This window comes from Acinetobacter sp. YH12045 (assembly GCF_013419925.1).
GTDB classification, from domain to species: Bacteria; Pseudomonadota; Gammaproteobacteria; order Pseudomonadales; family Moraxellaceae; genus Acinetobacter; species Acinetobacter amyesii.
Genome location: NZ_VOZE01000002.1, coordinates 93,777 through 117,062 on the forward strand (window position 1 = coordinate 93,777; position 23,286 = coordinate 117,062).

At 42.2% G+C, this 23,286-nt stretch carries 21 protein-coding genes and 2 pseudogenes; 3 read left to right on the forward strand and 20 right to left on the reverse strand.

The window, feature by feature from the left end:
• Positions 1–104: 104 nt before the first annotated feature.
• Both FTU02_RS04130 and hemE read right to left on the reverse strand, forming a co-directional pair.
• A complete protein-coding gene (locus FTU02_RS04130; RefSeq protein WP_180077050.1) occupies positions 105–896 on the reverse strand; it encodes a DUF817 family protein in 792 nt (263 codons plus the stop codon).
• Positions 897–936: 40 nt separating this feature from the next.
• Entirely contained in the window at positions 937–2,007 is a 1,071-nt protein-coding gene (gene hemE, locus FTU02_RS04135; protein WP_078191978.1) for a uroporphyrinogen decarboxylase, read from the reverse strand.
• Between the two features lie 205 nt (positions 2,008–2,212).
• Here hemE and FTU02_RS04140 point away from each other — a divergent pair, with 205 nt between their 5' ends.
• Positions 2,213–3,433: a L,D-transpeptidase gene (locus FTU02_RS04140; RefSeq protein ID WP_180155994.1), complete on the forward strand. Its 1,221-nt coding sequence runs from the start codon at positions 2,213–2,215 to the stop codon at positions 3,431–3,433.
• 191 nt (positions 3,434–3,624) lie between these two features.
• On the forward strand, positions 3,625–4,320 hold the full coding sequence (locus FTU02_RS04145; RefSeq protein ID WP_180035541.1) for a pirin-like bicupin family protein: 696 nt from the start codon (positions 3,625–3,627) through the stop codon (positions 4,318–4,320).
• A gap of 28 nt (positions 4,321–4,348) precedes the next feature.
• On the opposite strand, the gene FTU02_RS04150 is transcribed toward FTU02_RS04145, so the two are convergent.
• The 16 genes and pseudogenes from FTU02_RS04150 to FTU02_RS04225 form a co-directional block, all read right to left on the reverse strand.
• Entirely contained in the window at positions 4,349–4,552 is a 204-nt protein-coding gene (locus FTU02_RS04150; RefSeq protein WP_180155996.1) for a hypothetical protein, read from the reverse strand.
• Between the two features lie 714 nt (positions 4,553–5,266).
• Entirely contained in the window at positions 5,267–6,466 is a 1,200-nt protein-coding gene (locus FTU02_RS04155; protein WP_218956161.1) for a hypothetical protein, read from the reverse strand.
• Positions 6,467–6,568: 102 nt separating this feature from the next.
• On the reverse strand, positions 6,569–7,999 hold the full coding sequence (locus FTU02_RS04160) for an aspartate ammonia-lyase (RefSeq protein WP_180083997.1): 1,431 nt from the start codon (positions 7,997–7,999) through the stop codon (positions 6,569–6,571).
• A 183-nt stretch (positions 8,000–8,182) separates the two neighbouring features.
• Complete coding sequence (locus FTU02_RS04165) at positions 8,183–9,823, reverse strand: thiamine pyrophosphate-binding protein (protein ID WP_180155998.1); 1,641 nt, start codon at positions 9,821–9,823, stop codon at positions 8,183–8,185.
• 50 nt (positions 9,824–9,873) lie between these two features.
• On the reverse strand, positions 9,874–11,340 hold the full coding sequence (locus tag FTU02_RS04170) for an aldehyde dehydrogenase (RefSeq protein ID WP_180156000.1): 1,467 nt from the start codon (positions 11,338–11,340) through the stop codon (positions 9,874–9,876).
• A 19-nt stretch (positions 11,341–11,359) separates the two neighbouring features.
• On the reverse strand, positions 11,360–12,151 hold the full coding sequence (locus FTU02_RS04175; RefSeq protein ID WP_180076850.1) for an aspartate dehydrogenase: 792 nt from the start codon (positions 12,149–12,151) through the stop codon (positions 11,360–11,362).
• A gap of 9 nt (positions 12,152–12,160) precedes the next feature.
• Entirely contained in the window at positions 12,161–12,955 is a 795-nt protein-coding gene (locus FTU02_RS04180; protein ID WP_180156002.1) for an SDR family oxidoreductase, read from the reverse strand.
• 9 nt (positions 12,956–12,964) lie between these two features.
• Positions 12,965–13,813 carry an alpha/beta fold hydrolase gene (locus FTU02_RS04185; protein WP_180156004.1) on the reverse strand — a complete coding sequence of 283 codons (849 nt, stop codon included), beginning with the start codon at positions 13,811–13,813 and terminating at the stop codon, positions 12,965–12,967.
• 17 nt (positions 13,814–13,830) lie between these two features.
• The gene (locus FTU02_RS04190) at positions 13,831–14,352 is read right to left on the reverse strand and encodes a cupin domain-containing protein (RefSeq protein ID WP_180076847.1); all 522 of its coding nucleotides are present in this window, start codon (positions 14,350–14,352) and stop codon (positions 13,831–13,833) included.
• Positions 14,353–14,518: 166 nt separating this feature from the next.
• Positions 14,519–15,742, reverse strand: a complete 1,224-nt coding sequence (locus FTU02_RS04195) for an MFS transporter (protein WP_180101931.1) — start codon at positions 15,740–15,742, stop codon at positions 14,519–14,521.
• A 41-nt stretch (positions 15,743–15,783) separates the two neighbouring features.
• Positions 15,784–16,992, reverse strand: a pseudogene (locus FTU02_RS04200) (NAD(P)/FAD-dependent oxidoreductase).
• Between the two features lie 25 nt (positions 16,993–17,017).
• On the reverse strand, positions 17,018–17,947 hold the full coding sequence (locus FTU02_RS04205; RefSeq protein ID WP_180076844.1) for a VOC family protein: 930 nt from the start codon (positions 17,945–17,947) through the stop codon (positions 17,018–17,020).
• A 10-nt stretch (positions 17,948–17,957) separates the two neighbouring features.
• Positions 17,958–18,722 (reverse strand): SDR family oxidoreductase, encoded by a 765-nt coding sequence (locus FTU02_RS04210; protein ID WP_180076843.1) that lies wholly within the window; start codon positions 18,720–18,722, stop codon positions 17,958–17,960.
• Entirely contained in the window at positions 18,715–19,779 is a 1,065-nt protein-coding gene (locus tag FTU02_RS04215) for an aromatic ring-hydroxylating dioxygenase subunit alpha (protein WP_180083981.1), read from the reverse strand. Before FTU02_RS04215 ends, FTU02_RS04210 begins: the two co-directional genes overlap by 8 nt.
• Positions 19,780–19,794: 15 nt before the next feature.
• The gene (locus tag FTU02_RS04220; RefSeq protein WP_180076841.1) at positions 19,795–20,094 is read right to left on the reverse strand and encodes a recombinase-like helix-turn-helix domain-containing protein; all 300 of its coding nucleotides are present in this window, start codon (positions 20,092–20,094) and stop codon (positions 19,795–19,797) included.
• 28 nt (positions 20,095–20,122) lie between these two features.
• Positions 20,123–20,428, reverse strand: a complete 306-nt coding sequence (locus FTU02_RS04225) for a non-heme iron oxygenase ferredoxin subunit (protein ID WP_078190446.1) — start codon at positions 20,426–20,428, stop codon at positions 20,123–20,125.
• Between the two features lie 261 nt (positions 20,429–20,689).
• Here FTU02_RS04225 and FTU02_RS04230 point away from each other — a divergent pair, with 261 nt between their 5' ends.
• Entirely contained in the window at positions 20,690–21,508 is an 819-nt protein-coding gene (locus tag FTU02_RS04230; protein WP_180076840.1) for an IclR family transcriptional regulator, read from the forward strand.
• A 521-nt stretch (positions 21,509–22,029) separates the two neighbouring features.
• Here the strand turns inward: FTU02_RS04230 and FTU02_RS16305 are convergent.
• Together FTU02_RS16305 and FTU02_RS04240 are read right to left on the reverse strand one after the other, a co-directional pair.
• Positions 22,030–22,440: pseudogene (locus tag FTU02_RS16305) on the reverse strand (guanosine-3',5'-bis(diphosphate) 3'-pyrophosphohydrolase); the annotation flags it as partial.
• Positions 22,441–22,599: 159 nt separating this feature from the next.
• Complete coding sequence (locus tag FTU02_RS04240) at positions 22,600–23,286, reverse strand: GntR family transcriptional regulator (protein WP_180076839.1); 687 nt, start codon at positions 23,284–23,286, stop codon at positions 22,600–22,602.

The window sequence follows — 23,286 nt, forward strand, 5'->3', positions numbered from 1 at the left end:
CATGTGTAATTTTGATTACACACCTGTAGATTAACTTGATCTTTCAGATAAGGCAAAACATTTTCATCTAAAACTTTTGGCTAAAAATAATACGTTCTTATTCACTATTTTTTGAGCAACCAAGTACCATTTTCATCACGTTTTCCAAGGATTTTGAGCACTAAAACCAAACTGAGTAATAGCAACAAATACCAAGAACCGAGTTTCCCCCAACCGACCATATGCCATGCATCGACCTGACTTGGATATAACCAAATTTGATAGAAGGTACTGATATTTTCTGCGATCCAAATCAAAAATGCCAAAACCAGCAGCACCGGTAACATAGGCAACTGAATCACATGATTTTGTAATTGAAAACTGAGCTTGGTTTTCCAAAAGATTACCACACTCCAAGCAAACAAAAGCATACGAATATCTGGCACAAAAAATTTGGTCATAAAATTAAGATATGACAAAACGGCTAAGCACAGCATATTGCCAAAACGCGGTAAGTTACTGAACGACACTTGATATAGACGTAGTGAACGTGCAAAGAAACTCCCCACCGCCGAATACATAAAACCTGCAAATAATGGCACTGTCAGCAGTTTAAAAACCGCAGGCTGCGGATATTGCCATGAGGCAATATGTGGATGAGTCAGAAATATTTCCATCCCCATAGCCAGCAGATGAAACAGTGCTATGACTTTAGCTTCCGCCCAAGATTCGAGTTTTAAGTAAAGTAAACACACTTGAATGATCAGTGCATAAAACAATAAATAGTCATAACGGAAAAAGCCAAAATATTCCTGACTTCCCATTGCTGCAGTTAATGCAAAAGCGATCAGCAGTAATATCCCAAATAAGGCAGCCGCAGCTGCCTTATAAGAGAACTCAAAACATGATTTTATCATCTTGACCACGGTTGAATCCTAAACCAATTTCCCTAAAGCCTTATAAATACTTGGCACTATATTCGTGTACCGTATCAATAAAAGCTTTTGGATTGGCTGGATCTACCCACTGGGTAATACCATGACCTAAGTTCGCCACATAACCAGTTTTTTCACCGTTGGCATATGCGTCATCTAACATAGCACGCGTCGCTTTCGCGATTGCTTCAGGCGAACCATATAATGTTGCTGGGTCTAAGTTACCTTGCAAAGCTGCACGGCCTGCGACTGTTTGACGTGCTACATTTAATGGCGTAGTCCAATCTAAACCAAAAGCATCTGCACCCGTTGCAATCATTGGCTCTAACCATTGACCACCACCTTTGGTAAACAAAATCACAGGGACTTTGCGTCCATCTTTTTCACGCTGTAAACCTGCCACGATTTTTTGCATGTAGTTCAGTGAAAATTCAATGTATTCACGGTGTGCTAATGCCCCACCCCAACTATCAAAGATTTGTACGGCTTGCGCACCTGCATCAATCTGCGCATTGAGATATTCAGTCACCGCCACAGCCAAACGGTCTAATAAGGCATGCAGCACTTCAGGTTGTGCATACATCATTTGTTTTGTAAAACGGAAATCTTTGCTTGAACCGCCTTCCACCATATAGGTTGCCAGTGTCCAAGGACTGCCTGAGAAGCCAATCAAAGGAACTTGTCCGCCCAAAGCTGAACGAATTGTAGTCACGGCATTCATGACATAATCTAAGTCAGATTTGGCATTAAATTTAGGTAAATTCAGTACATCTTGTTCGGTACGTACGGTTTTATGAAACTTCGGACCTTCACCTGCTTCAAAATACAGTCCCAAACCCAACGCATCAGGTACAGTCAAAATGTCTGAAAATAAAATAGCTGCGTCTAAGTCATAACGACGCAAAGGTTGTAAAGTAACTTCACAAGCAAATTCTGTATTTTTACAAAGGGATAGGAAATCACCTGCTTTGGCACGTGTTTCACGATACTCTGGTAAATAACGGCCAGCCTGACGCATCATCCAAACCGGAGTTGCATCTACCGGTTCACGTAATAAGGCACGCAAGAAACGATCATTTTTTAAGGTCGTCATTCACTTTCCCAACTTAATTCGATATTGGCATCATCATATCAAAAAGGTTGTAAATATAATAACTTCTCAAGCATTTAAAAACCGATCATGTTGAGTGCCAAAAATGATATTTACACAAAACAACTACTGCATCTCCACTTTTTTTCTGTAATACTTAGCCAGTTTTTAATACACAGTAAATGAATAATTCTTAAGGTTGAATTACATGTTCGTTCGCACCATGCTCGCACTGAGCCTAAGTTGCATATTTGCTGGTACAGCTATTGCCGCATCTACTGCTGAACAACCATTAACGCCAAAAAAAGTGACTAATGTTGCAGTTCAGGATCCCATTGATCCGTTAGCGACTGAAGCTTCATCTGCAACTAGCCAGATTAGCGCTCAAGAACAAGAAGATCTGAACCAAGCATCGCAAACTTTAGACAGCCTGCAACAATCAGAAGATGTTAAAGCCGACATCGGTGCTGCACCTGCTACAGCGACTGCTACAACTCCAACATCAACTTCGCCTGCTGCCAAAGTTGCTTGGGGTTTAAATGACCTAAATAATGCACAGTGGTATGACAACATTGGTAAAGGTCAATTCCCTGTTTATGCACGTGCGCATGTCATGCTCAATAATGCACATGCTTCACCGGGTGCAATTGATGGTACCAGTGGTAAAAATACCCTAAAGGCGATCGCTTCATTCCAACAAATGAATAGGTTGAAACCTACAGGAACGTTAACCAAAGAAACTTGGGATACACTGATTGCGAAACAAGGTTCTAAACCTGCATTCATTGAATACACATTGACTGATGCAGACTTGAAAGGTCCTTATGCAGCATCAATTCCACACGACTATGCATTACAAGCAAAAATGAAAGGCTTGTACTACACACGTGTAACTGAAATGTTGGGTGAAAAATTCCACATGGACGAAGACTTTTTGAAAAAGTTGAATCCAAAAGCGACATTTAAAAAAGTTGGTGAAAAAATCTTAGTAGCGAATATTCGTAACGAAGTTCCTGAAGATATTCACTTAATCGTTGCACATAAAGGCGCGAAACAACTTTACTTGTTTAATAGCCGCAACCAAATGATCGGTTCATTCCCGGCAACGATTGGTAGTTCAGATACACCATCGCCTACAGGTACATATAAAGTAACAGGTGTTGCACCAAACCCTTGGTACAGCTACTCACCGTCTAACTTTGTTCAAGGCAACAACAGAAAACCATTGTCTTTACCACCTGGTCCAAATGGTCCTGTTGGTAATATCTGGATTGGCTTGAGCAAAAAATCATTCGGTATTCATGGTACACCGAACCCATCTGCTATTTCTAAAACTGCGTCACACGGTTGTATTCGTTTGACCAACTGGGATGCAAATGACTTAGGTAAGAAAGTGAAATCTGGTGTGACTGTTAAATTCTTAGAATAATTTTAGTCATATTTAAAAAAGCCTGCTTCTTGCAGGCTTTTTTATAGTTGCCCCTTTATGCATAACAAAAGACTCAATCTTGGCTGAGCGTTGCAAAAATAGGATGAATTGTCGCTAAAAAACTATATATACCGATTTAGTTCAATCTTAAAATAGGCATATGTTCAATAATTAAGATAAGGATGAATGCCATGAATGCTTTTTTACATCCAAGTGAAAACCGTGGTCACGTAAAAATGGGCTGGCTTGAGTCTAAACACAGCTTTTCTTTTGGTAACTGGTATGACCCGAAATACATGGGCGTTAGTGCGCTTCGTGTAATTAATGATGACTTAATTGCAGCCCATGAAGGTTTTGGTCAACACCCACATGACAACATGGAAATTTTAACGTGTGTGTTAAAAGGCACCATTACGCATAAAGACAGCATGGGCAACCATGGTGGGATTTCTGCTGGTGAATGGCAGCTGATGAGCGCGGGAACTGGTGTTCGTCACAGTGAAATGAACCAAGGTGATGAAGATGTTCATTTATTGCAAATTTGGATCATTCCAAACGAACGTGATGCTGAACCGACCTATCAACAAATTAAATGTGATCCACGTGATCAACCCAATCAATGGCATTTAATTGTCGGTCCAAATGACAATGCAGCTATGCATATTCGTCAGCAGGCGGAAGTTAAATCTGCATTTTTGACGAATGGTCAATCTTTAGACATCCATGCAACACAGCATATCAATTATATCCATGTTATTTCAGGTTCAGTTCAAATTGCTGAACATAAAGTTGAAGCTGGTGGTGCAATTGCCTTCTTAGAAGATAGCAAAATTGAAGCGCTTGAAGATGCTCAAGTGATTTGGTTTGATTTACCCGAAGTAAAATAATTAAAAGCCCTCAAATGTGAGGGCTTTTTTATCCAGCTTGGCTAAGGCGTTCACTGCGTTTATATAACCACATCAACACCAAAGTTGGAATGATAAATCCTGCAGCAAGCATGGCTATATGTTTGATTGGAAATGTGCATGGTGACATTTGTAGTGCCAGTAAAGCGAAGAAACTGAGCTGCCAAGTTATGTTTTCACCTTTTTGAGCATGCTTTTTATATTCATAAGCCAATATATGGCAGCAAATCCAATGTCAAAGACCTAAGATCAAGTACCCCATTCCCCCATAAGTCTAAACCAAAGACAATTTTGCAAAAATATAAGTTCATATCTGCATAATACTGAAGGATATCGTCGAAAAATGCAGAAAACATGACAAGACTCTAATTGTCGCAATAAGCTTATCTTTAGCCCCAAATATGTATTTTAAAGAATAAAGCAAATTACCTCCCTCACGAGAGAGTGATCCAAATCTATAAAAGTTAAATTAAAATATAAGTATGGAAATGTTTGAAGATTTGAATTTACTTGTAAAAGGCGAAATTACCCGTTTACCTTATAAAAATTAGTAACACAAAATGCCATTAAATCATCTGACCTTGCGTACCAAAGCCTGAATAAAGTTTTTGCTATAGCCATGCTCTGCAATAGCAGCAAGCCATTATCGAGGAGATTTTGACAATTTTCTAAATTTTGATCTGCTTAGGACATGGTTTAACTAAGATAAACTGAGAGTTAAATGAACAGATGCTCAGTAAATTCATAAACGATTTTTTTTATTTTTAGTAAATCTTAAATTTAATACGCCATAGCCCTGATTTAATTTAAAACAAAGACATAAAATATGAAGATTAAATACATCTGAATGCATCTTAAGTGTTCCAATAAAAAAACCTCGATCAAAGCCATTTTGCTTTAACAGAGGTTTTAGCTTGTTGGATATCGATCAGAAGTTAAAGCCAATATTTAAATTGACGCGATACAGCCATTTATCGCTATTTTCAGATGTTGCTGAAGTAAAGCCTGTGCCATTGGTTGCCCCACCAATAATATTGGCATTTTTGCCCCAAGTATAATCTGCCCACACCATAAATGGTGTAGCGATAAACATTGCACCTGTGGTATTCATTTGCGAAGCTGACCAGTCACTGCGTTCTTTGTCTAAATAACTGTAGTCATTGTAAAAACGAATGGCTTTTAATTTCCCCATATTTTGCACAGGTAAGGTATAGGCAATATTTAAACTTGAAACCGTCCCTTCAGAGGCAATGAAATACGCAGGTGTTAAGCCATTCGCCCCCATTAAGGTCATATCATCATTTACACCTTCTGGGTTTTCAGCATCATATTGATAATGAATCACGGAGGACTGTACATTCCAGCGCTGATAATTACTGTTGCTATGCAAACCAGCTGCATAGTAGCTGCCATTTTTTTGCGTGGTTTTATTGTGTAATTGCGCAGCCGCACCTGAAAGTCCAATTTCATGTTTACCCACTTGATTATTGCCAAATTTACGCACAATACGAGTATTCAACTGATTGTGCTTTTCGTTTTGATAAGCAGCTTGAAAGGGTAAATGATTCTCTGAAAGATCATCATAAGTTGCAGATTCAGGTGAATAGCGTAAATTGGTTTCCAACATACGTGGGTAGTAACCAACTTTCACATCCCATTCAGGATTATTGTAATTCCAGTTAATCCCCGGCGCGATGTTGTTGCCATAGCCCAAAAAGAACGGGATATGATAGGTCCAACCATTTTGCGGATATGGATAAAGCGCAAATGGCTTATAGACAAAACCTGCTTCGATGCTGTTGTTTTTGTCTAGGTTATAACCCACATAGGCTTTTTCAATTGAGGTTTTTTCCTGATCTTGAATTAAATAGCTCGCATTCAAATAGGCATCACCTGATTTGCCTTTTAAGTCGATACGGAAAATATCAAAATCCAGTTTGCCTATGCCGCGTTTATCACTTGGCTCCCACTGTTCATAACGATGATTAAAACGTAAAGCTCCACCCAATTTAAACGATTGTGTGCCATCGTCGCTTTTCCACTCTAATGGATCCTCTTTGGCTTGAACGCTAGCGGCAGCTGCGCTCAAAGACAGCATCATCGCTGTTATCAATATGGTTTTATTCATCTCAAGCACCTGTCCTTATTTTGTTTTGCATGCAAAACTTTGTTTATTTCCATATTTAACTAAAAAAATTTATTTAGCAGTCACTGCGAACTTCATTTGCAATTAAGCAATGTCTTGCAGCGGTGCTTCGAAGTTTCGAACTTCCGAGATTAAATTTTCAAAAGAAAAGACTTCTTTCAATTGCTCTTCCGTCATCAATCCCTGAGACAGCACCACTTCTTGAATGGTTTTGTTTTCAGCAATACATTGTTTACCAATGGCATCACAGCGGTCATGTCCAAGAATTGGATCAAGCAAAGTCACAATGCCAACACTACGCATGACCATGTCATAGGCTTGTTGTTCATTGACTTGAATGCCTGCAAAACATTTTTCATCCAAACTGCTGATGCCATGTTGAAGCAATTCAATCGATTCATTCAGTGACAACGCAATCACAGGTTCCATCACGTTCAACTGTAATTGTCCTGCTTCAGCTGCCATGCTGATGGTTAAATCATTACCCATGACTTTAAAGGCAATTTGATTAACCACTTCAGGAATCACTGGGTTCACTTTGGCGGGCATAATGGATGAACCTGCTTGCAATTCTGGTAAGCGAATTTCGGCCAGCCCAGTACGTGGACCTGAGCTGAGTAAACGCAAGTCGTTACAGATTTTTGATAGTTTGCATGCCAGACGTTTTAGGGTACTTGAAATCAGAATGAATACGCCGCAGTCACTGGTGGCTTCAACATAGTCTTCGGCGCCTTTGACTGGTAATCCAGTGAGTTCAGCTAAACGTGCCGTAATATGCTGCGCATAACCTTCAGGTGTATTCACCCCTGTACCAATTGCCGTTGCACCTAAGTTGATTTCCAATAAAAATTCACGCATTTTCTTAATCAAACGCATATCTTCATTCAGTAAAGTGGCAAAGGCTTGAAACTCTTGTCCCATGGTCATCGGAACCGCATCTTGCAACTGTGTACGGCCCATTTTCAACACATGTTTAAAATCAGCTACCTTCGCACGAATGGTTTGAATCAATTTATCCAGTGCTAAAAGCAGGTCTTCTATACGGTGATATAAACTGATCCGTAGTGCTGTTGGATAAACATCGTTGGTCGATTGGGATTTGTTGACGTGGTCATTCGGATGCAGAATCGAGTAACTCCCCTTTTGCTCCCCCAAGTATTCCAAACCAATATTGGCAATGACTTCATTACAGTTCATATTGACCGATGTACCTGCCCCACCTTGGTAACAGTCAATTGGAAATGACGCTGCCCATTGCTGTGGCTGTTCAATCAATTGATCAGCTGCATATTCAATGGCTTTAAGCTGTTGCTCACTGATTTTTTTATAATTAAAATTACTTTGTGCAGCTGCTTTTTTGACAAAGCCTAAAGCACGAATAAAATGCAGTGACTGTCCAACCGTTAAATGGGAAATTTTAAAATTTTCTAATGCACGTTGGGTATGAATGCCGTAATACGCACTAAATGGCACTTCTTTAGCACCCAGTAAATCATGCTCAATCCTTGTTTGCATATCCACTCACCTTGTTTTGCTCTACCTTAGTCTGCTGAACTCAGGTTTTATGTCCTTTGACTTTACATGTCGTCTGACTGTAACTCAGGTGCAATTCCCCTTCGGGGAAATTACACCGTTCAATTTCATTCACTTTTGTTTGATCAAAAGGGTTTTAGACTTTACTGATCCAATTCGGATGGATTAGTACAATTTCTTCTGTGGTGGACCCGCAAATTTCAATGGACCAATTGCGTTCATATCAAGCTCAATAACCGCTGGACCATTCAAATCAATGGCTTCTTTGATTGCAGTTTTAAACTCTTCCGCGCTCGCTACTTTCCAGCTCTTCACACCCATTGAATCACCAAGCAATTTGTAGTCTGGCGTATGCAGTTCGTTATAGTATTGACGACCGCCAAAGTAGTTATTTTGAATGCCACGCATGACGCCATAACCACCATCATTCATAATCATCAGCACCATATCGGTGTTTTCTTGCGCCATCGTCGCAATTTCACCAATACCCAGCATCAAGCCACCATCACCCACTAAGCCCACAACTTTTTTGTCTGGGTTAGCAATCGATGAACCAATGGCATGTGCAAGACCCAAGCCGATTGCACCAGCCAATGAGTGGATGTTTTTGTTCGGTGTTTGTACTGGGAACAAACGGCTGCCCCAAGTACTGCCTGACATGGTGATGTCACGAACAAAAATACCGTCTTCTGGTAATGCTGCACGTAAGTGATCACAAATTAATGCGTATTGATCCATTTGCGTACGTAGTGCATCTACCGCATGTTCACGCGCAGCCTTAACATCTGCATCATATGCAGCATCAATTTTGCTTAGGCCATTCAATGCGCTAATGACACGTGCAAAAGTATCTTTGGTATCTGCACATACAAATTGTGAAATCTTGTAGTTACGTTGCTGTGCAACTGGATTTGCATCAATTTGGATGATGTTTTCAGGGAATTCAACTGAGTAAGTCTTGGTTTCATTACTGCGTAAACGTGAGCCTGCAACAATCAATAAGTCCGCCTCTTTCATCAGTTTTTCAACGGCTGCAGAGTTATGGAATGCACGTAAGCTACGTGGATGATCATCTGCCAATACACCGCGTGCATGCGTAGATGAAACAACTGGAATACCTAAGTCAGCCAGCGCTTTCACTTCTTCTACTGCATTTAAAGTACCGCCGCCAATCCAAATTAGTGGACGCTTCGCCTTTTTCAATGCATCTGCAATCATGTCAATTTCAGCATCATTCGCTTGCGGCAATAGCATAGCTTTTACTGGGCCAAGATTGGCTGGTAAATCAATTTCAGCGGCTTGTACATCAATTGGAATTTCTACACTTACCGGCCCCATAGGAACAGTAGTCGCAACGCGAATCGCTTCACGAATTACACCTACTGCATTGTCTGGGCTGGTAATACGAAAAGCAGCTTTACTCGATGCTTTTAAGAAGGTTAACTGGTCTTTGGTTTCATGAATAAAGCTTGCATCGCGGTCTAAATATTCACGTTCGACTTGACCGGTTAAATGCAGCACTGGGCTGCCAGCATTCATTGCTTCGATCAGTGAACCCACAGCATTACCTGCACCTGCACCTGTACTTGTCAAAGCCACACCTAAACCTTTAAAACGCGCATGCGCATCTGCCATTGTGACAGAACCAGCTTCACCACGCGCGGCTACAAAACGCATCTTTTCACGGCGGCCAACAGCATCGGCAATAGGTAAGTTATGAATAGAAATCACACCATACATACTGTCTACATTATGCTGTTCTAATACTCGAGCGATTGCTTCGCCTACATTTACACGTTCAGTCATTGTTCTTTCCTTAAATTCTTGAATTTTTGATTACTAATTTTTTGAGTCTGCTAGTCCGACCATGGATTGGCTTGCTCGTTTAAACCTAGATAAATACTTTTTTGCTGCATATAAGACAGGATACCGAGACGGCCTTTTTCACGGCCAATTCCACTGTCTTTAAAACCACCAAAAGGTGCGCTGATGGAGAATTTTTTATAGGTGTTAATCCACACCGTACCGACTTCCAGCAAACGGGCAATTTTCCATGCTTTACGGTAGCTTTCTGTCCAAATCCCTGCCGCTAAACCAAAACAGCTATCGTTGGCTTGCTCGAATAAATCTTTTTCATTGTCGTATGGCATAACGACCAACACAGGGCCAAAAATTTCTTCTTGGCAGGTTTGCGCGCTGTTGCTCAAACCCGTGATGATCGTCGGTTTGTAGAAACTGCCTTTGGCAAATTCACCTTCAGTGATCGCTTCACCACCCGTAACAACCGTACCGCCTTCAGCTTTGGCTAATTCCACATACCGATGCACAGATTCCAAATGCTTTTGGTTAATGAGTGAACCCATATGTACATTTGGCTGTTCAGGATGGCCCACGCGTAAACCTTCAGTGATTTCCACTAATCGCTTTAAAAATTCGTCATAAATGGAAGCGTGAATAAACAAACGCGAACCCGCAATACACGCCTGACCTGCTGAACTGAAAATACCGTAAGCAATACCTTTGGCTGCAATTTCAATATCTGCATCTGGCAGTACAATTGTTGGCGATTTTCCGCCTAACTCTAAAGACGTGGTAATCAGCTTTTCAGCAGCAATATGCGCCAAGTGACGGCCAGTAGATGTACCGCCCGTAAAAGAAATTTTGCGTACTAAAGGATGTTGGGCAATAGCATCACCAATCACCGAGCCGCGTCCAACCAACACACTCAAAATGCCTTTTGGTAAGCCTGCTTCTTCAAAGATTTTTGCCAACTCCAAAGCAATTAATGATGTCGCTTCGGCTGGTTTTAAAATCACTGCGTTGCCTGCAGCAATGGCTGGCGCCAATTTTTGCACTTCACTGGCAATTGGCGAATTCCAAGGGGTAATCGCTGCCACTACACCCACAGGCTCATGCACGCTCATGGTCAAAAAGTCAGATGCACGCTGCGTGGTCAATTCTTCATTATATGTTTCGCAAGCTGCGGCATTAAAGCGCGCCGTTGCTGCTGCACTCATCACCAAAGCACGTGTTTCGGCTAAAGGCTTCCCGTTGTCACGAGTTTGCAATTTAGATAATTCATCTGCGCGGGCTTCAATAATATCGGCGACACGGTACAAAATTTTTGCGCGCTCGTGCGGCAAAGAATTGCGCCACGCTGGCTTACGCCAAGCTTGATCAGCCTTTGTAATCGCTTCTTCAACATCGTCCAACGTTGCGGTAGAAATTTCCGCATTGACTGAATTGTCTGCTGGAAAAACACTTTGAATCACGTTGCCGCGGCCTAAACGCCATTCACCTGCAATATAAATTTCTTTAACCATGGCACTCACCAAATTCCTTTTAAATCTGAATCGCATCTACGCTGTTGCGGCATGCACGGATCACGCTCAATGCTGCCAATGTTGATGTTTTGGGATTGCTCTCCAAAGGCACACCAATCATTTCAATACTCATTTGACCAAACCGCCCTTGGGCAATAATGGTATGTTTGTTTTGGTTAATATGTGGATCGACCGTTAGCTCAACCATGGTTTCATCCATGCCGATACCCGCCAATGCAATGGTGGCAGCCACGTTGGCATTGGCTGGAAAATGCAATGCCGCTTCACGCGCAGTACCGGTATAAAAAACGGTGGCTTCAGTCACTTGATCTAAATCAATGAGCTTTTCTGCATAACTGCCACGCCAACTGTTTGGACTTTTGCAGCCTTTATAAGTGACCTTTTCCAATCCACCTTCTTTGGCCGCTGAAATGCCGTCAATTCCTGCAATCGCACCTGCCAGTAAATGAATGTGTGCACCCGAATGTTCAGCGGTATTTTGCAACTCTTCAAAGAAAGCGCTGTCAGCCAAAGTGCCCACAGAGATCAGGCCAATGTTCCAGCCTTTTGCTAAAACTTTCGTGGCATGTTCTTTCACCGCAGCTTGGCCTGCCACTTCAATCACATAGTCGGGCGTGCCATCACAATCGTCGATATCGGAAATGACCTGCACATCTGCGGCAAGCGCGTCCTGTACACTGGCAATACTGCGCTCTGGTACCACCACCCATTTCAATTTAAGGTCTTTGGGCAAATGGCTGCGAACCTCATTGGCCATTGCGCCAAAACCAATCATCATCAGCTGTTTCATATGCCCACCTTATAAATGCTTGTTAAAGCCGCCAGAAACATCGATTGCGGAACCTGTGGTATATGACGCCATTGGCGATGCCAAGAAAACCAAAGCGCGCGCGGGCTCTTCAGGTTTGCCTAATCTCTCCATTGGAATACCTCGTTTTTTAGCGATATTGCCAATCCATTCTTCCCACGTTTGATTTTGATCAGAACGGGCTGCAAAACGGCGTTTCCACTGTGCAGATTCCACCATGCCCAATAGGATTGAGTTGACACGAATACCGTATTGAGAAAATTCATGCGCCAATGAATGGGTTAAATTCAACAATGCTGCACGTGCAGATGAGGTCGCTATCATGTGCGGTTCAGGCTGCAACGCTAGTAATGAATTGACATTGGTAATCGATGCACACTCTGACTGCTGCAATGCCGGAAAAAATGCGCGGATAGGATGCAGCACACTGAAATATTTCAATTCAACTTCTTTCAGCCAATCTTCATCCGCAGTATTTTCGAAGTTTGAAACACGACCTTGGCCTGCGTTATTAATTAAAATATCCACGCCACCAAATTCTTTTTGAACTTGATCTGCAAATTTTTTCACATCAACTTTATCTAAAACGTTGCAAGTTGAGGTAAAGACTTTAGCATTTGGGTACCGTGATAAAACCTGTTCTTTTGACTCATTCAAACGCTGTTCGTCACGACTACACCAAGCAACTTGTGCGCCTTCGGCTACCAAAAGCTCAACCGTTGCCAAGCCAATACCAGACGAGCCACCGGTGACTACTGCTTTTTTGCCTTCTAATTGGAAGCTCATTTTCCTATCTCACATCCGTGCGTCATGTAGCGACAATAAAATTTGGTTAAATTGCGCTGCTTGATCCAAATAACTCAAGTGGCCTGCAGCGGCAATTTCGTAGCATGGATTCAACTGAAACTGATCCGCCAATGCTTGAATATCCTGTGGAGGCGTTATGCCATCCGCCATGCCTTTAATCACATGAATATTGTACTGTTCTGGGTTTAAATAACTTTGAATCGCGTCATAGGCCAAAAGATACGATGCATCAGTAAAGCCTTCTAATTGAATGTTTTGCATCACTGTTTCAATCAGCGCTAATGCCTCTGCTGAAGCATTAGCAACCAAATGCGGCCCACGTGATTGCGCCATGCCTGATGCGCCTAAGGTCTGCAGCATTTTTGGACGCTTTTCAAAGACATCCTGCTGCTTTTGTGCATCACTACCTTTATAACCCTGCGCTGCATTGGCAAGGACCACTGCATCTACCATGTCTGGATAGCGTGCATTAAAGGCTGCTGCCTGCATTGCACCTAAAGAATGACCGACCAAAATCATTTTGTTTTGATCCGGAGCTGATCCTAAGTTCAGGCCTAATGCAGTCAACATGCCTTTTAAACGCTGTGCATAATCTTCTGCATTCGGCTGTTCTGCAGCTAAAGGATCTGACTGGCCATAACCCGGTGCATCCCATGCAATCACATGAAAATGATGACTCAAATCTTGCAACTGCTTGACCCATGAACCTGAACCCGAACTGATGCCATGCAGCAAGATCAGAACTTTGCCTGCGCCTGCCTCACGGTAAGATTGCTGTACACCGTCAAACTGAACGGTTTTTAATTCAAACTGTGCCAATTGCTCAACTAAAGTCATCTCTTTTCTTCCTAAAATTAACGCTTGATTTGAGACAGAGGGTGTTCAGGCGGATAGTTCGGAATCGTCGGCTTGCCAGTACCTAGCATTACGCACATTAGGGCATCTTCACTTCCTGGGTTAAATAAGCCGCGGTAAATCCCCGGTGGAATTGAAATCAAGTCACGTTCTTTTAAGCGGGTTGAAAACTTCTCGCCTTCATGTTCGATAAAAAGATCAATTTCACCACGCAGCATAAAGAACACTTCTTCTACATCGTGATGAATATGCAACGGACCTTCGCACTGCGGTGGCAAGACCATAGTTGAAAAGGTAAAGTTTTCTGCAGGCACCGTATTTCCATCATTTGCTACACCTGTTGCACCTGTCCCCATATAACGCATTTGCGCACGACGGTATTTCGGGTCGTAATCTGCTTGAAATTTGAGTGCATCATAATCGTATTGACGCGTTTCAAAGCGAGCGATGCGTCCGCCAATCCATTCTTCTAATGTTTGACCTTCAGGCTGTTTCCAAGATTCAAATTGCTGTACAGACATGATTCTCTCCTTATTTCAGCTCACTGCGATTTCATAAAAGTGGAGCTGGATCTGATCTAAATTGTTCTTACCGTCAGCACCAGTTGCTTTAAGCGTCATGACGGTCATGTATATCGGTTAAATAAAAGTAAGGGCTGATTTCTTGGCTTTAACTTTGGCTCAAGCCTTAATAACGTTTCAGCAATGGCGCGAGGAAGAAGGAACCGATCACGGCGACTGCTGCCAAGAAGGTAATGCCAATATTGAAACTACCGGTTTGCATTACGATCGCACCAATTAATACCGGTGCCGCTGCACTGGCAAAGTTACCAAGACCATTGAAAATACCGCCTGCTGTTGCGCCTACGTCTGCTGTAGTAATACGTGCTAACAGTGCAAATACTGCTGCTACACCGAAGCCCCATGCCATAGCACTTAGAGACATCGCTAGAATCACCATCACAGGATCAGTTGCAATCACCATGGCATACATGAATATCCCTGCAATCAGTAAGCCACCGCTCACTTGAATCGCACGTTTGCCCATTTTGTCCGAAAGGAATGCACCAGCGACTTCACCCACTAACATCGCAATGAATGGAAGACTTGAGTAGGCACCGAATTCTTTTAAGTTAAAGCCTTTGTCTTGAATTAAGTAAGAAGGCACCCAGCTGTTTAAACCCCAGAGGTAAGTCATCAATGCAATGTTAAAGATGCACAGTAACCAGAATGAACCGTTGCTTAGCAAAGTTTTGGTATGCGCCACATGGGTACGGAAATTTACGCGTTTACCAACACCTTCCAAATCCACTGTGCGTTTCAACTGTAAGTTACCTAGGCCATACACAATCAGTATCAATACAATGAAGGTCAATGCCCCCATAACAAAGAACGTGGTGTGCCAGTCATAGTGCGCCAAAACAAATGCAGTAATCGGAAAGCCTAGGAATGCGCCAATTGGAGTTCCGAGGAGGAACATTGTCGAAGCACGCGCTTGCTGACGGTCGGTATAGGTTTGTTTCACAATGGTATAAGCCAAAGCAAACAATGGGCCTTCAGCTAAACCGAGCAGAACGCGCAGCGTCATCATCGTAGAATAATCTGTGGTGAAACCCATCAAAAACATCAATAGGCCCCAAGACGTCACACTCCAAAACAGCATTTTTTTAGGACAAAAAATATCGCCTAAAAAGCTCAGAAACATTGACGAAAAACCGTAAGCTAGCAAAAAGCTTGTCATCAGCCAGCCTAGTTTTGCCTTGTCCTGTGCAATGCCCATCGCATCTTGAAACGTTGCATCTGAAAACAAGACAGCAATACTAATTTTGTCAAAGAAAGCCAGTACCACGCAGATCATTAAAATGATCGCTGGGGTCCAATGCTTTAATCCTGTTTTTGCATCATTATCCATGGGTAAATCCTTTCATTCATGGGCTAATATTTTTTAAACGCTTATTTCAATTTCATTAAATTAAAGTCTGGATCTTGCAATTGAGCTGGATCCAATTCGCGCTGGCTGGCCATCCATCGTTTTGCCAGTTTGATTAATTTTGAATCATTCACTGCGATCATATTCAGCAGCTGTTGATTTGGATCTAAATAGAAAAAACTAATTTGCGTTTCTGTAGTTTTACGAATCACCACCTGATGAGTTTTTTCAGGCTGATAAGTCCCTAAAATCTGAATGTTGCATTGATACTGATCTGACCATAACCACGGAATATCCTGATAGGCTGTCATCTCACCCAACATTGATTTTGCTGCAGAAATAGCCTAATTTTGCGCATTCGCCCAAGACTGAATGCAGTAACCGAGTGATGGATGAATCGCCACATCACCTGCAGCATAGATATCTACATCTGAGGTTTGTCCATATTCATTTACCACAATGCCGTCTTTAACTTCGAGTTCAGCTAAAGTAGCCAATTCTTTTGCAATTTCTGCACCTGCGCCGACCACCACACAATCAAACTGTTTTAATTTAATGTCTGCATCAAATACTTCAACATGATGATCTGCAGTTTCAATCAAATGCAATTTGGTCGCATTTAAATGAATCGCTGTACCATTGCTTTCATGCAAGTGCTTGAGAAAATCAGAGACTTCTGGGCTGACACTGCGTGCGCAAAGGCGTGAACCGTATTCAAAAATTTCGACCTGCTTGCCCTGCTTACGCGCAGTCGCAGCAATTTCTAGACCAATCCAGCCACCGCCAATCACGGCAATATGTTCTGCAGCTTTAAATTTTTCTGTCAGCTTTTGGCAGTCTTGAATATCACGCATGGTGTATACATTCTGCATGCTCGACCAAGCTGAAACAGGAATACGCGCTCGGCTTCCTGTCGCAATCAGCAATTTGTCATAAGGCAAAACTTTGCCGCTTTCCAAATGCACGGTTTTATCCGCTTTATCTAGTTTGACCGCATGATCTGGCTTGTGCCAAGTCACTGAAAAATCATTCACCTGCTCCTGAGAAAACAGATTCAAGCTTTCTACTTCTGCTTCTTGTGACAGCACTTGCTTTGACAATGGTGGACGTTCATAGAACACCTGCTCTTCATTTGAAACTACGTGAATTTCACCGTCAAAGCCTTGACCACGTAAAGTATGTACTGCCCATCCTGCAGCTTGGCCTGCACCGACAATCACTATTCTGTTCATGCTGATCTCCTTATCACCATTTACCTTAGGCAGGCTTTACTTGACGACGGGTTTCATGGTCCAAACCACCTTCAATTGCCCATTCGGTAAATAATTCCAAGCTGTGCTCTTCTACACGCGGCTGCCATGCTTCAGTTAGGTAATCATCATTGGTATAGTACTCAAAAGCACCGCCCAATGGTGAGTTCACATACCAAAAGTAAGCCGATGATATTGGGTGACGACCCGGACCAATAAAGGTTGACCAGTCTTGACGATTCATACTTAAACCGCCGCCAATGACTTCATGAATATCACGGACCACAAATGCGACATGGTTCAAGCCCGCTGGTTTATTCGGCACGGACAATAAGAACAAATCATGATGGAAACCTTCGCCGCGGCAGCGTAAGAATGCACCGCGCTTACGGTAAGCATCGGATAAATGGAAGCCAACTTTCTCAATATAAAATGCTTGTGTCGTTTCCAAATCTGGTGTGAAAAACACTACGTGGCCAATGGCTACCGGTTCTGCTTTTTCATACACAGGACTAGCTGCATTCACACGCTGTATATTGCCAAATTGGTTAATGCCTTCTGTTTTTGCTTCTGGCAATGCATGCGTTATGCTTTTTTCAAACACAATGGTCATGCCGTTAGGATCGCGGCACTGCACATGCGATGCTGAACTTGCAAAACCCGGCTCATTGGCTAAATTTGCTTTTAAACTGTCAAAATCTTGATCATTTTCAACACCCCATGTTACTTCACGTAGTGTTGAACCGGCTTCAATGGCTGGCGGTAAACGTGCATCAGAGGTATCAAAAAGATACAGTTTGCTGCCATTTTGCGTTTGATATAAATCTGTACCATCAATATCTGTTGCCACCGACTTTAAGCCAAAATCAGCTAAAAATGTCTTTGCCTCTTGGCGGTTTTCGACACCAAATTTAAGGACTTCAATTCCTGTAATCATGTCTTGCTCCTTAATTAAATACGAAACCGCCATTCACAGGAATATTCTGTCCGGTCACAAAAGATGATAAATCTGAAAGCAGATAAATCGCTGTGCCGTTCACATCCTGCGGAAGTTGTTGACGCTGTATTGCTCTTCCATTCACATACAAATCATGGCGTGATTGCGGGACATATTCTGTGGCTTCGACCAGTGTTAAACCTGGGCTGATGGTATTCACACAGATATTATCTGCGCCTAACTCACTTGCCATTGAACGGGTCATCGAAATAATGGCGCCTTTACTTGCAACATAAGCCATCAGCTTTGGTGCGCCCCACAGCGCTGTATCGGAAGCAATATTGATAATTTTACCCTGCCCTGACGCTTTTAAATGTGGTACGCAAGCTTGAGAAACCAACCAAGTGCCTTTAACATTGACAGTCATCACACGGTCCCAAAGCGCTTCGTCATAGCTCATCATATCTACACCGCCCACCCCGGTCGCCAAAGCAGCACAGTTGATCAAGCCATCCAATCCACCTAAAACACCTACGGCAATTTGTACGGCATTTTGAATCGAATTTTTATCGCTCAAATCAATCATGACAGATGAGACTTTTAAGCCATTTTTCGCCAAGCTTTGCGCTTCATCATGCACTTGATCTGCCAAGATATCAGCCATCACTACCGCAGCGCCTGCTTCAGCAGCCGCTTGGGCGAAATCAAGTCCTAGGCCGCGCGCAGCTCCGGTGACCAAGATGCGCTTGCCGGCTAAAATCTGCACATTAGCCATTTGACGCTTCCTTCATTTCAATGCGATTTTCATCTTTCACTTCACGGAGCGCTAAGATTTTTTTGATTTGCTTTTCCGCCTCTTTTTTCATGAGGCGGCGTAAGCGCGATAAGCCCACATCATGCTGATAAAGGAATTCGTGTTGACGCGCATTGGGCGCCATGTTTTCTAAGATAATGCGGTCTTGTTCCAGTACATCCCAGTGCAATTGCTCAAGATGGTTACGGTACAAGAAACGCCAAACATTACGTTGCCAACCTGACACTTTACGGCAGCGCCAGAAGAATACGCGAGTGTTGTCGGCATCAATCGGGGTAGCAAAACCGACAATCCAAAACTCACCACCCGGACCAAAAGACTTACGGTAAGGAATCGATAAACGTAACCATGCCGCCCCCGTTTGACCATATTCAACCCAGTCAAAGTTCACACCAGTTTGACCTTCTTTTTCAAAGACGAAACCATCTTGGGTTGCGCGGTGCTTCATTTCAGCTGTACGTTCACCTTCCGCCATCGAGTGCGATGTACAATGCAGGTATGTGCCGTGCATCGGGTCCATCACGTTATCAATGGCATATTGATGATTCACTTTCCAATCTGCCATACATAGGAATGAGCTCCACTCATCACTTGACAGCTGATCGGGTAAGTTAAGTTCTGCAGGCGCTTCACTAGCATCAAGACCAAACCAAATGAAGATCGCATCATTCATTTCTTTGACTTGATATGATTTTACACAGTCGCTGCCTTTGAGCGGGCAATCATTTACTGCTGGCACATCTTCCACCACGCCGTCATGACGTACTTCTACACCGTGATACCAACAAGCAACGCGGTTACCCAAATTCCAGCCAAGCGATAAACGTGCGCCTCGGTGCGGACAGCGGTCTTCTAGTGCATGTACAGCGCCTAGCTCATCGCGCCATACCACAATATTTTCGCCTAAACGGGTAATCCCAACAGGATTTGAACCTACTTCCCAGCTTGCCAAGACTGGATACCATTGATCACGCAGACCAAGATCCAAATATTGTTCTAAATTAATTTCTGCAGTCATGATGAAATCCTTTTCTTAATAGCCTAGACGCTGCATTTCTTTCGAGAAGCTCTCAGTGGTCCAAACCTCTCCTGCTACTGTTCTAAACCCTTGCTGATTCAGTGCATCGGTTAATGCATCCAGTTCTGTCACATCGTTATTGAAGGCTTGAATTAAATGCTGCACAAAATCCAATTCATATTGGCTCGGCGCGCGGCTGCGGTTTTGCCAAACCAAATGTTCAACCTGACCCGGAATTTGAATATTGTTAATGCCTGCGTCATTCGAAGGCGTTGCGTTAATCCATTTAGCTAGCTTTTCGTTAAATGCTTTCATGTGAATATTTCCTTTTCTTCCTTCAGCCTTAGAGTTGAATTTGAACTTCACCGTTTTCAACGCGTACTGGGTAAGTACATAAATCTCTGCAACCAGGGCCACTTTCCAAAGCCCCTGTTTCCAAGTTGAAAATCGCTTCATGCAGCGGGCATTCAACTGTCAGTCCTTCAATGAAGCCTTCTGTCAGTAACGCAAATGCATGCGGGCAGACGTTTTCAACCGCGAAATAATTTTCTTCGATAAGAAAGACACCGATCTTTTTGTCTTCGACTTCAACCGCTTTTGGCTCTTCATCAGCGACTTCATTCACTTTGCAAACAGATATCCAGTTCATATGCTCATCTTCCATGTTTTATATGCAAAACAATATTTAATATTTGAAACATTATGAATAGAATAATGCGTGAGCAATTTAATTGTCAATTTTTATAAATTTATATATTTCATCAAGATAGTTAAAAAACACATTTTGCAATGTTTTATTTACAAATAAATGTTTTATATATAAACATTGCGATCTCATTTTTAGGCCGCTAAAATAGCCCCAATAGGTTATTTATTTTTATATAAACTTGATCAAAGATGAGCTTGGCAAATGAATTCAATTAATAACGATGCCTCTTTAGAGAAAGAAACTGAATCTTCCAATGACGAGCGCTATTTAGTCCCAGGCTTAATTCGTGGCTTGGCCATTTTAAAATTATTCGATCAACATCATCAGGAAATGACCATTTCTGAAATCGCGGAAAAAATAGATGTAAACCGTTCCAGCGCTTTTCGTTTAATTCACACCTTAGAGCACTGCGGCTACCTGCGAAAAATGTCGCAAAAAACCTATGCGCTCAACAGCAATGTGATGGAACTGGGCTTTAACAGCTTATCTAAATCATCACTGACCGATTTGGCTGCGCCGATCATGCGCGAACTGCGTGACCGAATTAAAATTGCGGTGCATTTATCGGTTTTAGAAGGCACAGATATTGTTTTCGTCAGCAATGTTCAGTCCAATGGTCCATTTACCAGTACCGTGCATATCGGCACACGCTGGCCTGCACATGCAACGGTGATTGGTCAATTGATTTTGTCGCAACTTTCGGAAGCTGAAGTCATCAAGCGTTATGAAAATATTCAAGATTGGAAAATATTTTCGGAACGTACACCGCGTAATATTGAGGCTTTATTAGAACGACTACGTGAAGTACGCAATCAGCCATTTATGGTGAGCTGGGGACATTTCAATACAGATATGGCCGCTTGTGCTGCGCCTATATATAGTCAGGCAAGTGGGAAAATGAGCGCTATTTTGTCGGTCAGTTGCCCTTTGAGCACCTATACAGAAGCTCAATTCCGTGGAGAAGTTGCCAATACCGTCATAGAATGTGCCGATAAAATTTCAAAATTCATTTACGTCTAAATAGATGGAATCACTTTAAACATCTCGAAATCAAGCATTTTGAGATGTTTTTAAATGACGCTCAGTAGCTCAACATTTAGATAAAATTCATCAATCAATGGTGACTTTATATTGTTGTATTGCCGATACAGTCTACAGTTTCTGTCTTAAGTTTCCACGCGATAAAAATGATTTTGCATAAAGACGCCAAACATAGAAGCAAATAATTGCCGATCTTGTTCAGCTTGAAAGATGCCCCCGAAATAGTCCCGATCTGTGGTTAAAATTAAATCTAAGAATGTTGCCTGCTTGGGAACGGCACCCTTTCTTTGGCAATATGCAAAATATGCACTGACATCTTCAAATAAAATCCACCACTCATGTGGACTTCCAATCTGAACGCCACCTAATGAATGCTCTAGATCAAACATCGCATTAAGCAGATATTGAAAATTTTGCTTTGAACTTTGAAATTGAAATCTCGGATAATCTGTTGTTAGATTTAAATCGATCAAATGTAAATGGACGCTCCGAGCACGCTCTAATCTACTTTTAACTTTTAAATATTGTTGATAACGACGTCGATCTTTTGCTGTGACCAAAGTTAAGCGAGACAAATCCATATTGTCGTGTAAATCACTGAGTTTTACTTCACACGCAATTGCATTTTTAGCAGTACGCTGCGCAGCTTGAAATCGGTTCTCACCGGCTGTTTTAGTCAGTGCTAGTATCGCGTCGATAATATGGGCTTGAAAACCCATAGCACGAAGCTCATCCGTCGTTGTCGCAGTATCTTCTAAAATGTCATGTAATACAGCGACGATTTTAGCATCGGGATGTTGCACATTTTGCATCACACGAAGTGGATGCTGAATATAAGCTTGACCCGCTTTATCGACTTGTTCGAAATGGCGTTCAGTCGCCAATGAAATCGCGTTTTCTAAAGTTGAAATAAAGAATCTCCCCTTCGTGGTCTTTTTTATTTTTCTCCATCATATTAACCAATGAATACATCTATTTATAGCTCTAAGTACGCCCCTAACGACACAGATTGACTCGTAAAATACATATCTACCGTGAATTATCGTGAGCTAGATCTTTTGCAAATAGTTCTATGCCATTCGCGCCAACATTTCCAAAGTAATTTTTTTCACCTCTTCTTTACTTTGCTGAATATGGCTGCGCATTTTCTCTAATGCCGCTGTCACATTATGCCCAAGGATCAATTGTAAAATCTGTTGATGCTCTGCATAAGTGGCTTCAATTCGATAATCTTTAGAAAAATCTAAACGGCGAATAATACGGATTTTTTCACTGACGTCTCGATGCACCTTTGCCATTTCACTATTACCGATTGCTTCAAGCAATTGGCAGTGAAATGCTTCATCTTGCATCGATAAAGTTTTTAAATCATGCAAAAACTGCTCAGGCGGAATACACCACACATTTACTAAGTCCTGTAAAGCCTGTTTGAGCTGCTCTGATTCCATTTTACAGAGCTGCTCAATGGCATAGCATTCCAGCAAAATCCGTAAATCGTACAGTTCTTCGTAGGCTTTAAAATTGAGTGGCTTCACTTCCCAACCGCTGCGAAAATGCACCCTTACATAACCATCTTGCTGTAAACGGTATAAAGCCTGCCGTACGGGTGTACGGCTGACTTCATACAATTCTGCAATTTCAGATTCGGTAAAACGTGCACCAGGTTTGAGCTGAAAATCAAAGATATCGTTTTTTATTTTTTGGAAAACCAGCTCAGACAAGTTGTCTGAGCTTTTCCCAACAATAGCTGAGCTCAT

What these genes read in the sequence shown, in the direction of transcription:
- FTU02_RS04130 (WP_180077050.1), bottom strand. Translation starts at nt 896, where the DNA reads ATGATAAAATCATGTTTTGAGTTCTCTTATAAGGCAGCTGCGGCTGCC.
- hemE (WP_078191978.1), bottom strand. Translation starts at nt 2,007, where the DNA reads ATGACGACCTTAAAAAATGATCGTTTCTTGCGTGCCTTATTACGTGAA.
- FTU02_RS04140 (WP_180155994.1), top strand. Translation starts at nt 2,213, where the DNA reads ATGTTCGTTCGCACCATGCTCGCACTGAGCCTAAGTTGCATATTTGCT.
- FTU02_RS04145 (WP_180035541.1), top strand. Translation starts at nt 3,625, where the DNA reads ATGAATGCTTTTTTACATCCAAGTGAAAACCGTGGTCACGTAAAAATG.
- FTU02_RS04155 (WP_218956161.1), bottom strand. Translation starts at nt 6,466, where the DNA reads ATGAATAAAACCATATTGATAACAGCGATGATGCTGTCTTTGAGCGCA.
- FTU02_RS04160 (WP_180083997.1), bottom strand. Translation starts at nt 7,999, where the DNA reads ATGCAAACAAGGATTGAGCATGATTTACTGGGTGCTAAAGAAGTGCCA.
- FTU02_RS04165 (WP_180155998.1), bottom strand. Translation starts at nt 9,823, where the DNA reads ATGACTGAACGTGTAAATGTAGGCGAAGCAATCGCTCGAGTATTAGAA.
- FTU02_RS04170 (WP_180156000.1), bottom strand. Translation starts at nt 11,340, where the DNA reads ATGGTTAAAGAAATTTATATTGCAGGTGAATGGCGTTTAGGCCGCGGC.
- FTU02_RS04175 (WP_180076850.1), bottom strand. Translation starts at nt 12,151, where the DNA reads ATGAAACAGCTGATGATGATTGGTTTTGGCGCAATGGCCAATGAGGTT.
- FTU02_RS04180 (WP_180156002.1), bottom strand. Translation starts at nt 12,955, where the DNA reads ATGAGCTTCCAATTAGAAGGCAAAAAAGCAGTAGTCACCGGTGGCTCG.
- FTU02_RS04185 (WP_180156004.1), bottom strand. Translation starts at nt 13,813, where the DNA reads ATGACTTTAGTTGAGCAATTGGCACAGTTTGAATTAAAAACCGTTCAG.
- FTU02_RS04190 (WP_180076847.1), bottom strand. Translation starts at nt 14,352, where the DNA reads ATGTCTGTACAGCAATTTGAATCTTGGAAACAGCCTGAAGGTCAAACA.
- FTU02_RS04195 (WP_180101931.1), bottom strand. Translation starts at nt 15,742, where the DNA reads ATGGATAATGATGCAAAAACAGGATTAAAGCATTGGACCCCAGCGATC.
- FTU02_RS04205 (WP_180076844.1), bottom strand. Translation starts at nt 17,947, where the DNA reads ATGATTACAGGAATTGAAGTCCTTAAATTTGGTGTCGAAAACCGCCAA.
- FTU02_RS04210 (WP_180076843.1), bottom strand. Translation starts at nt 18,722, where the DNA reads ATGGCTAATGTGCAGATTTTAGCCGGCAAGCGCATCTTGGTCACCGGA.
- FTU02_RS04215 (WP_180083981.1), bottom strand. Translation starts at nt 19,779, where the DNA reads ATGACTGCAGAAATTAATTTAGAACAATATTTGGATCTTGGTCTGCGT.
- FTU02_RS04220 (WP_180076841.1), bottom strand. Translation starts at nt 20,094, where the DNA reads ATGAAAGCATTTAACGAAAAGCTAGCTAAATGGATTAACGCAACGCCT.
- FTU02_RS04225 (WP_078190446.1), bottom strand. Translation starts at nt 20,428, where the DNA reads ATGAACTGGATATCTGTTTGCAAAGTGAATGAAGTCGCTGATGAAGAG.
- FTU02_RS04230 (WP_180076840.1), top strand. Translation starts at nt 20,690, where the DNA reads ATGAATTCAATTAATAACGATGCCTCTTTAGAGAAAGAAACTGAATCT.
- FTU02_RS04240 (WP_180076839.1), bottom strand. Translation starts at nt 23,286, where the DNA reads ATGAGCTCAGCTATTGTTGGGAAAAGCTCAGACAACTTGTCTGAGCTG.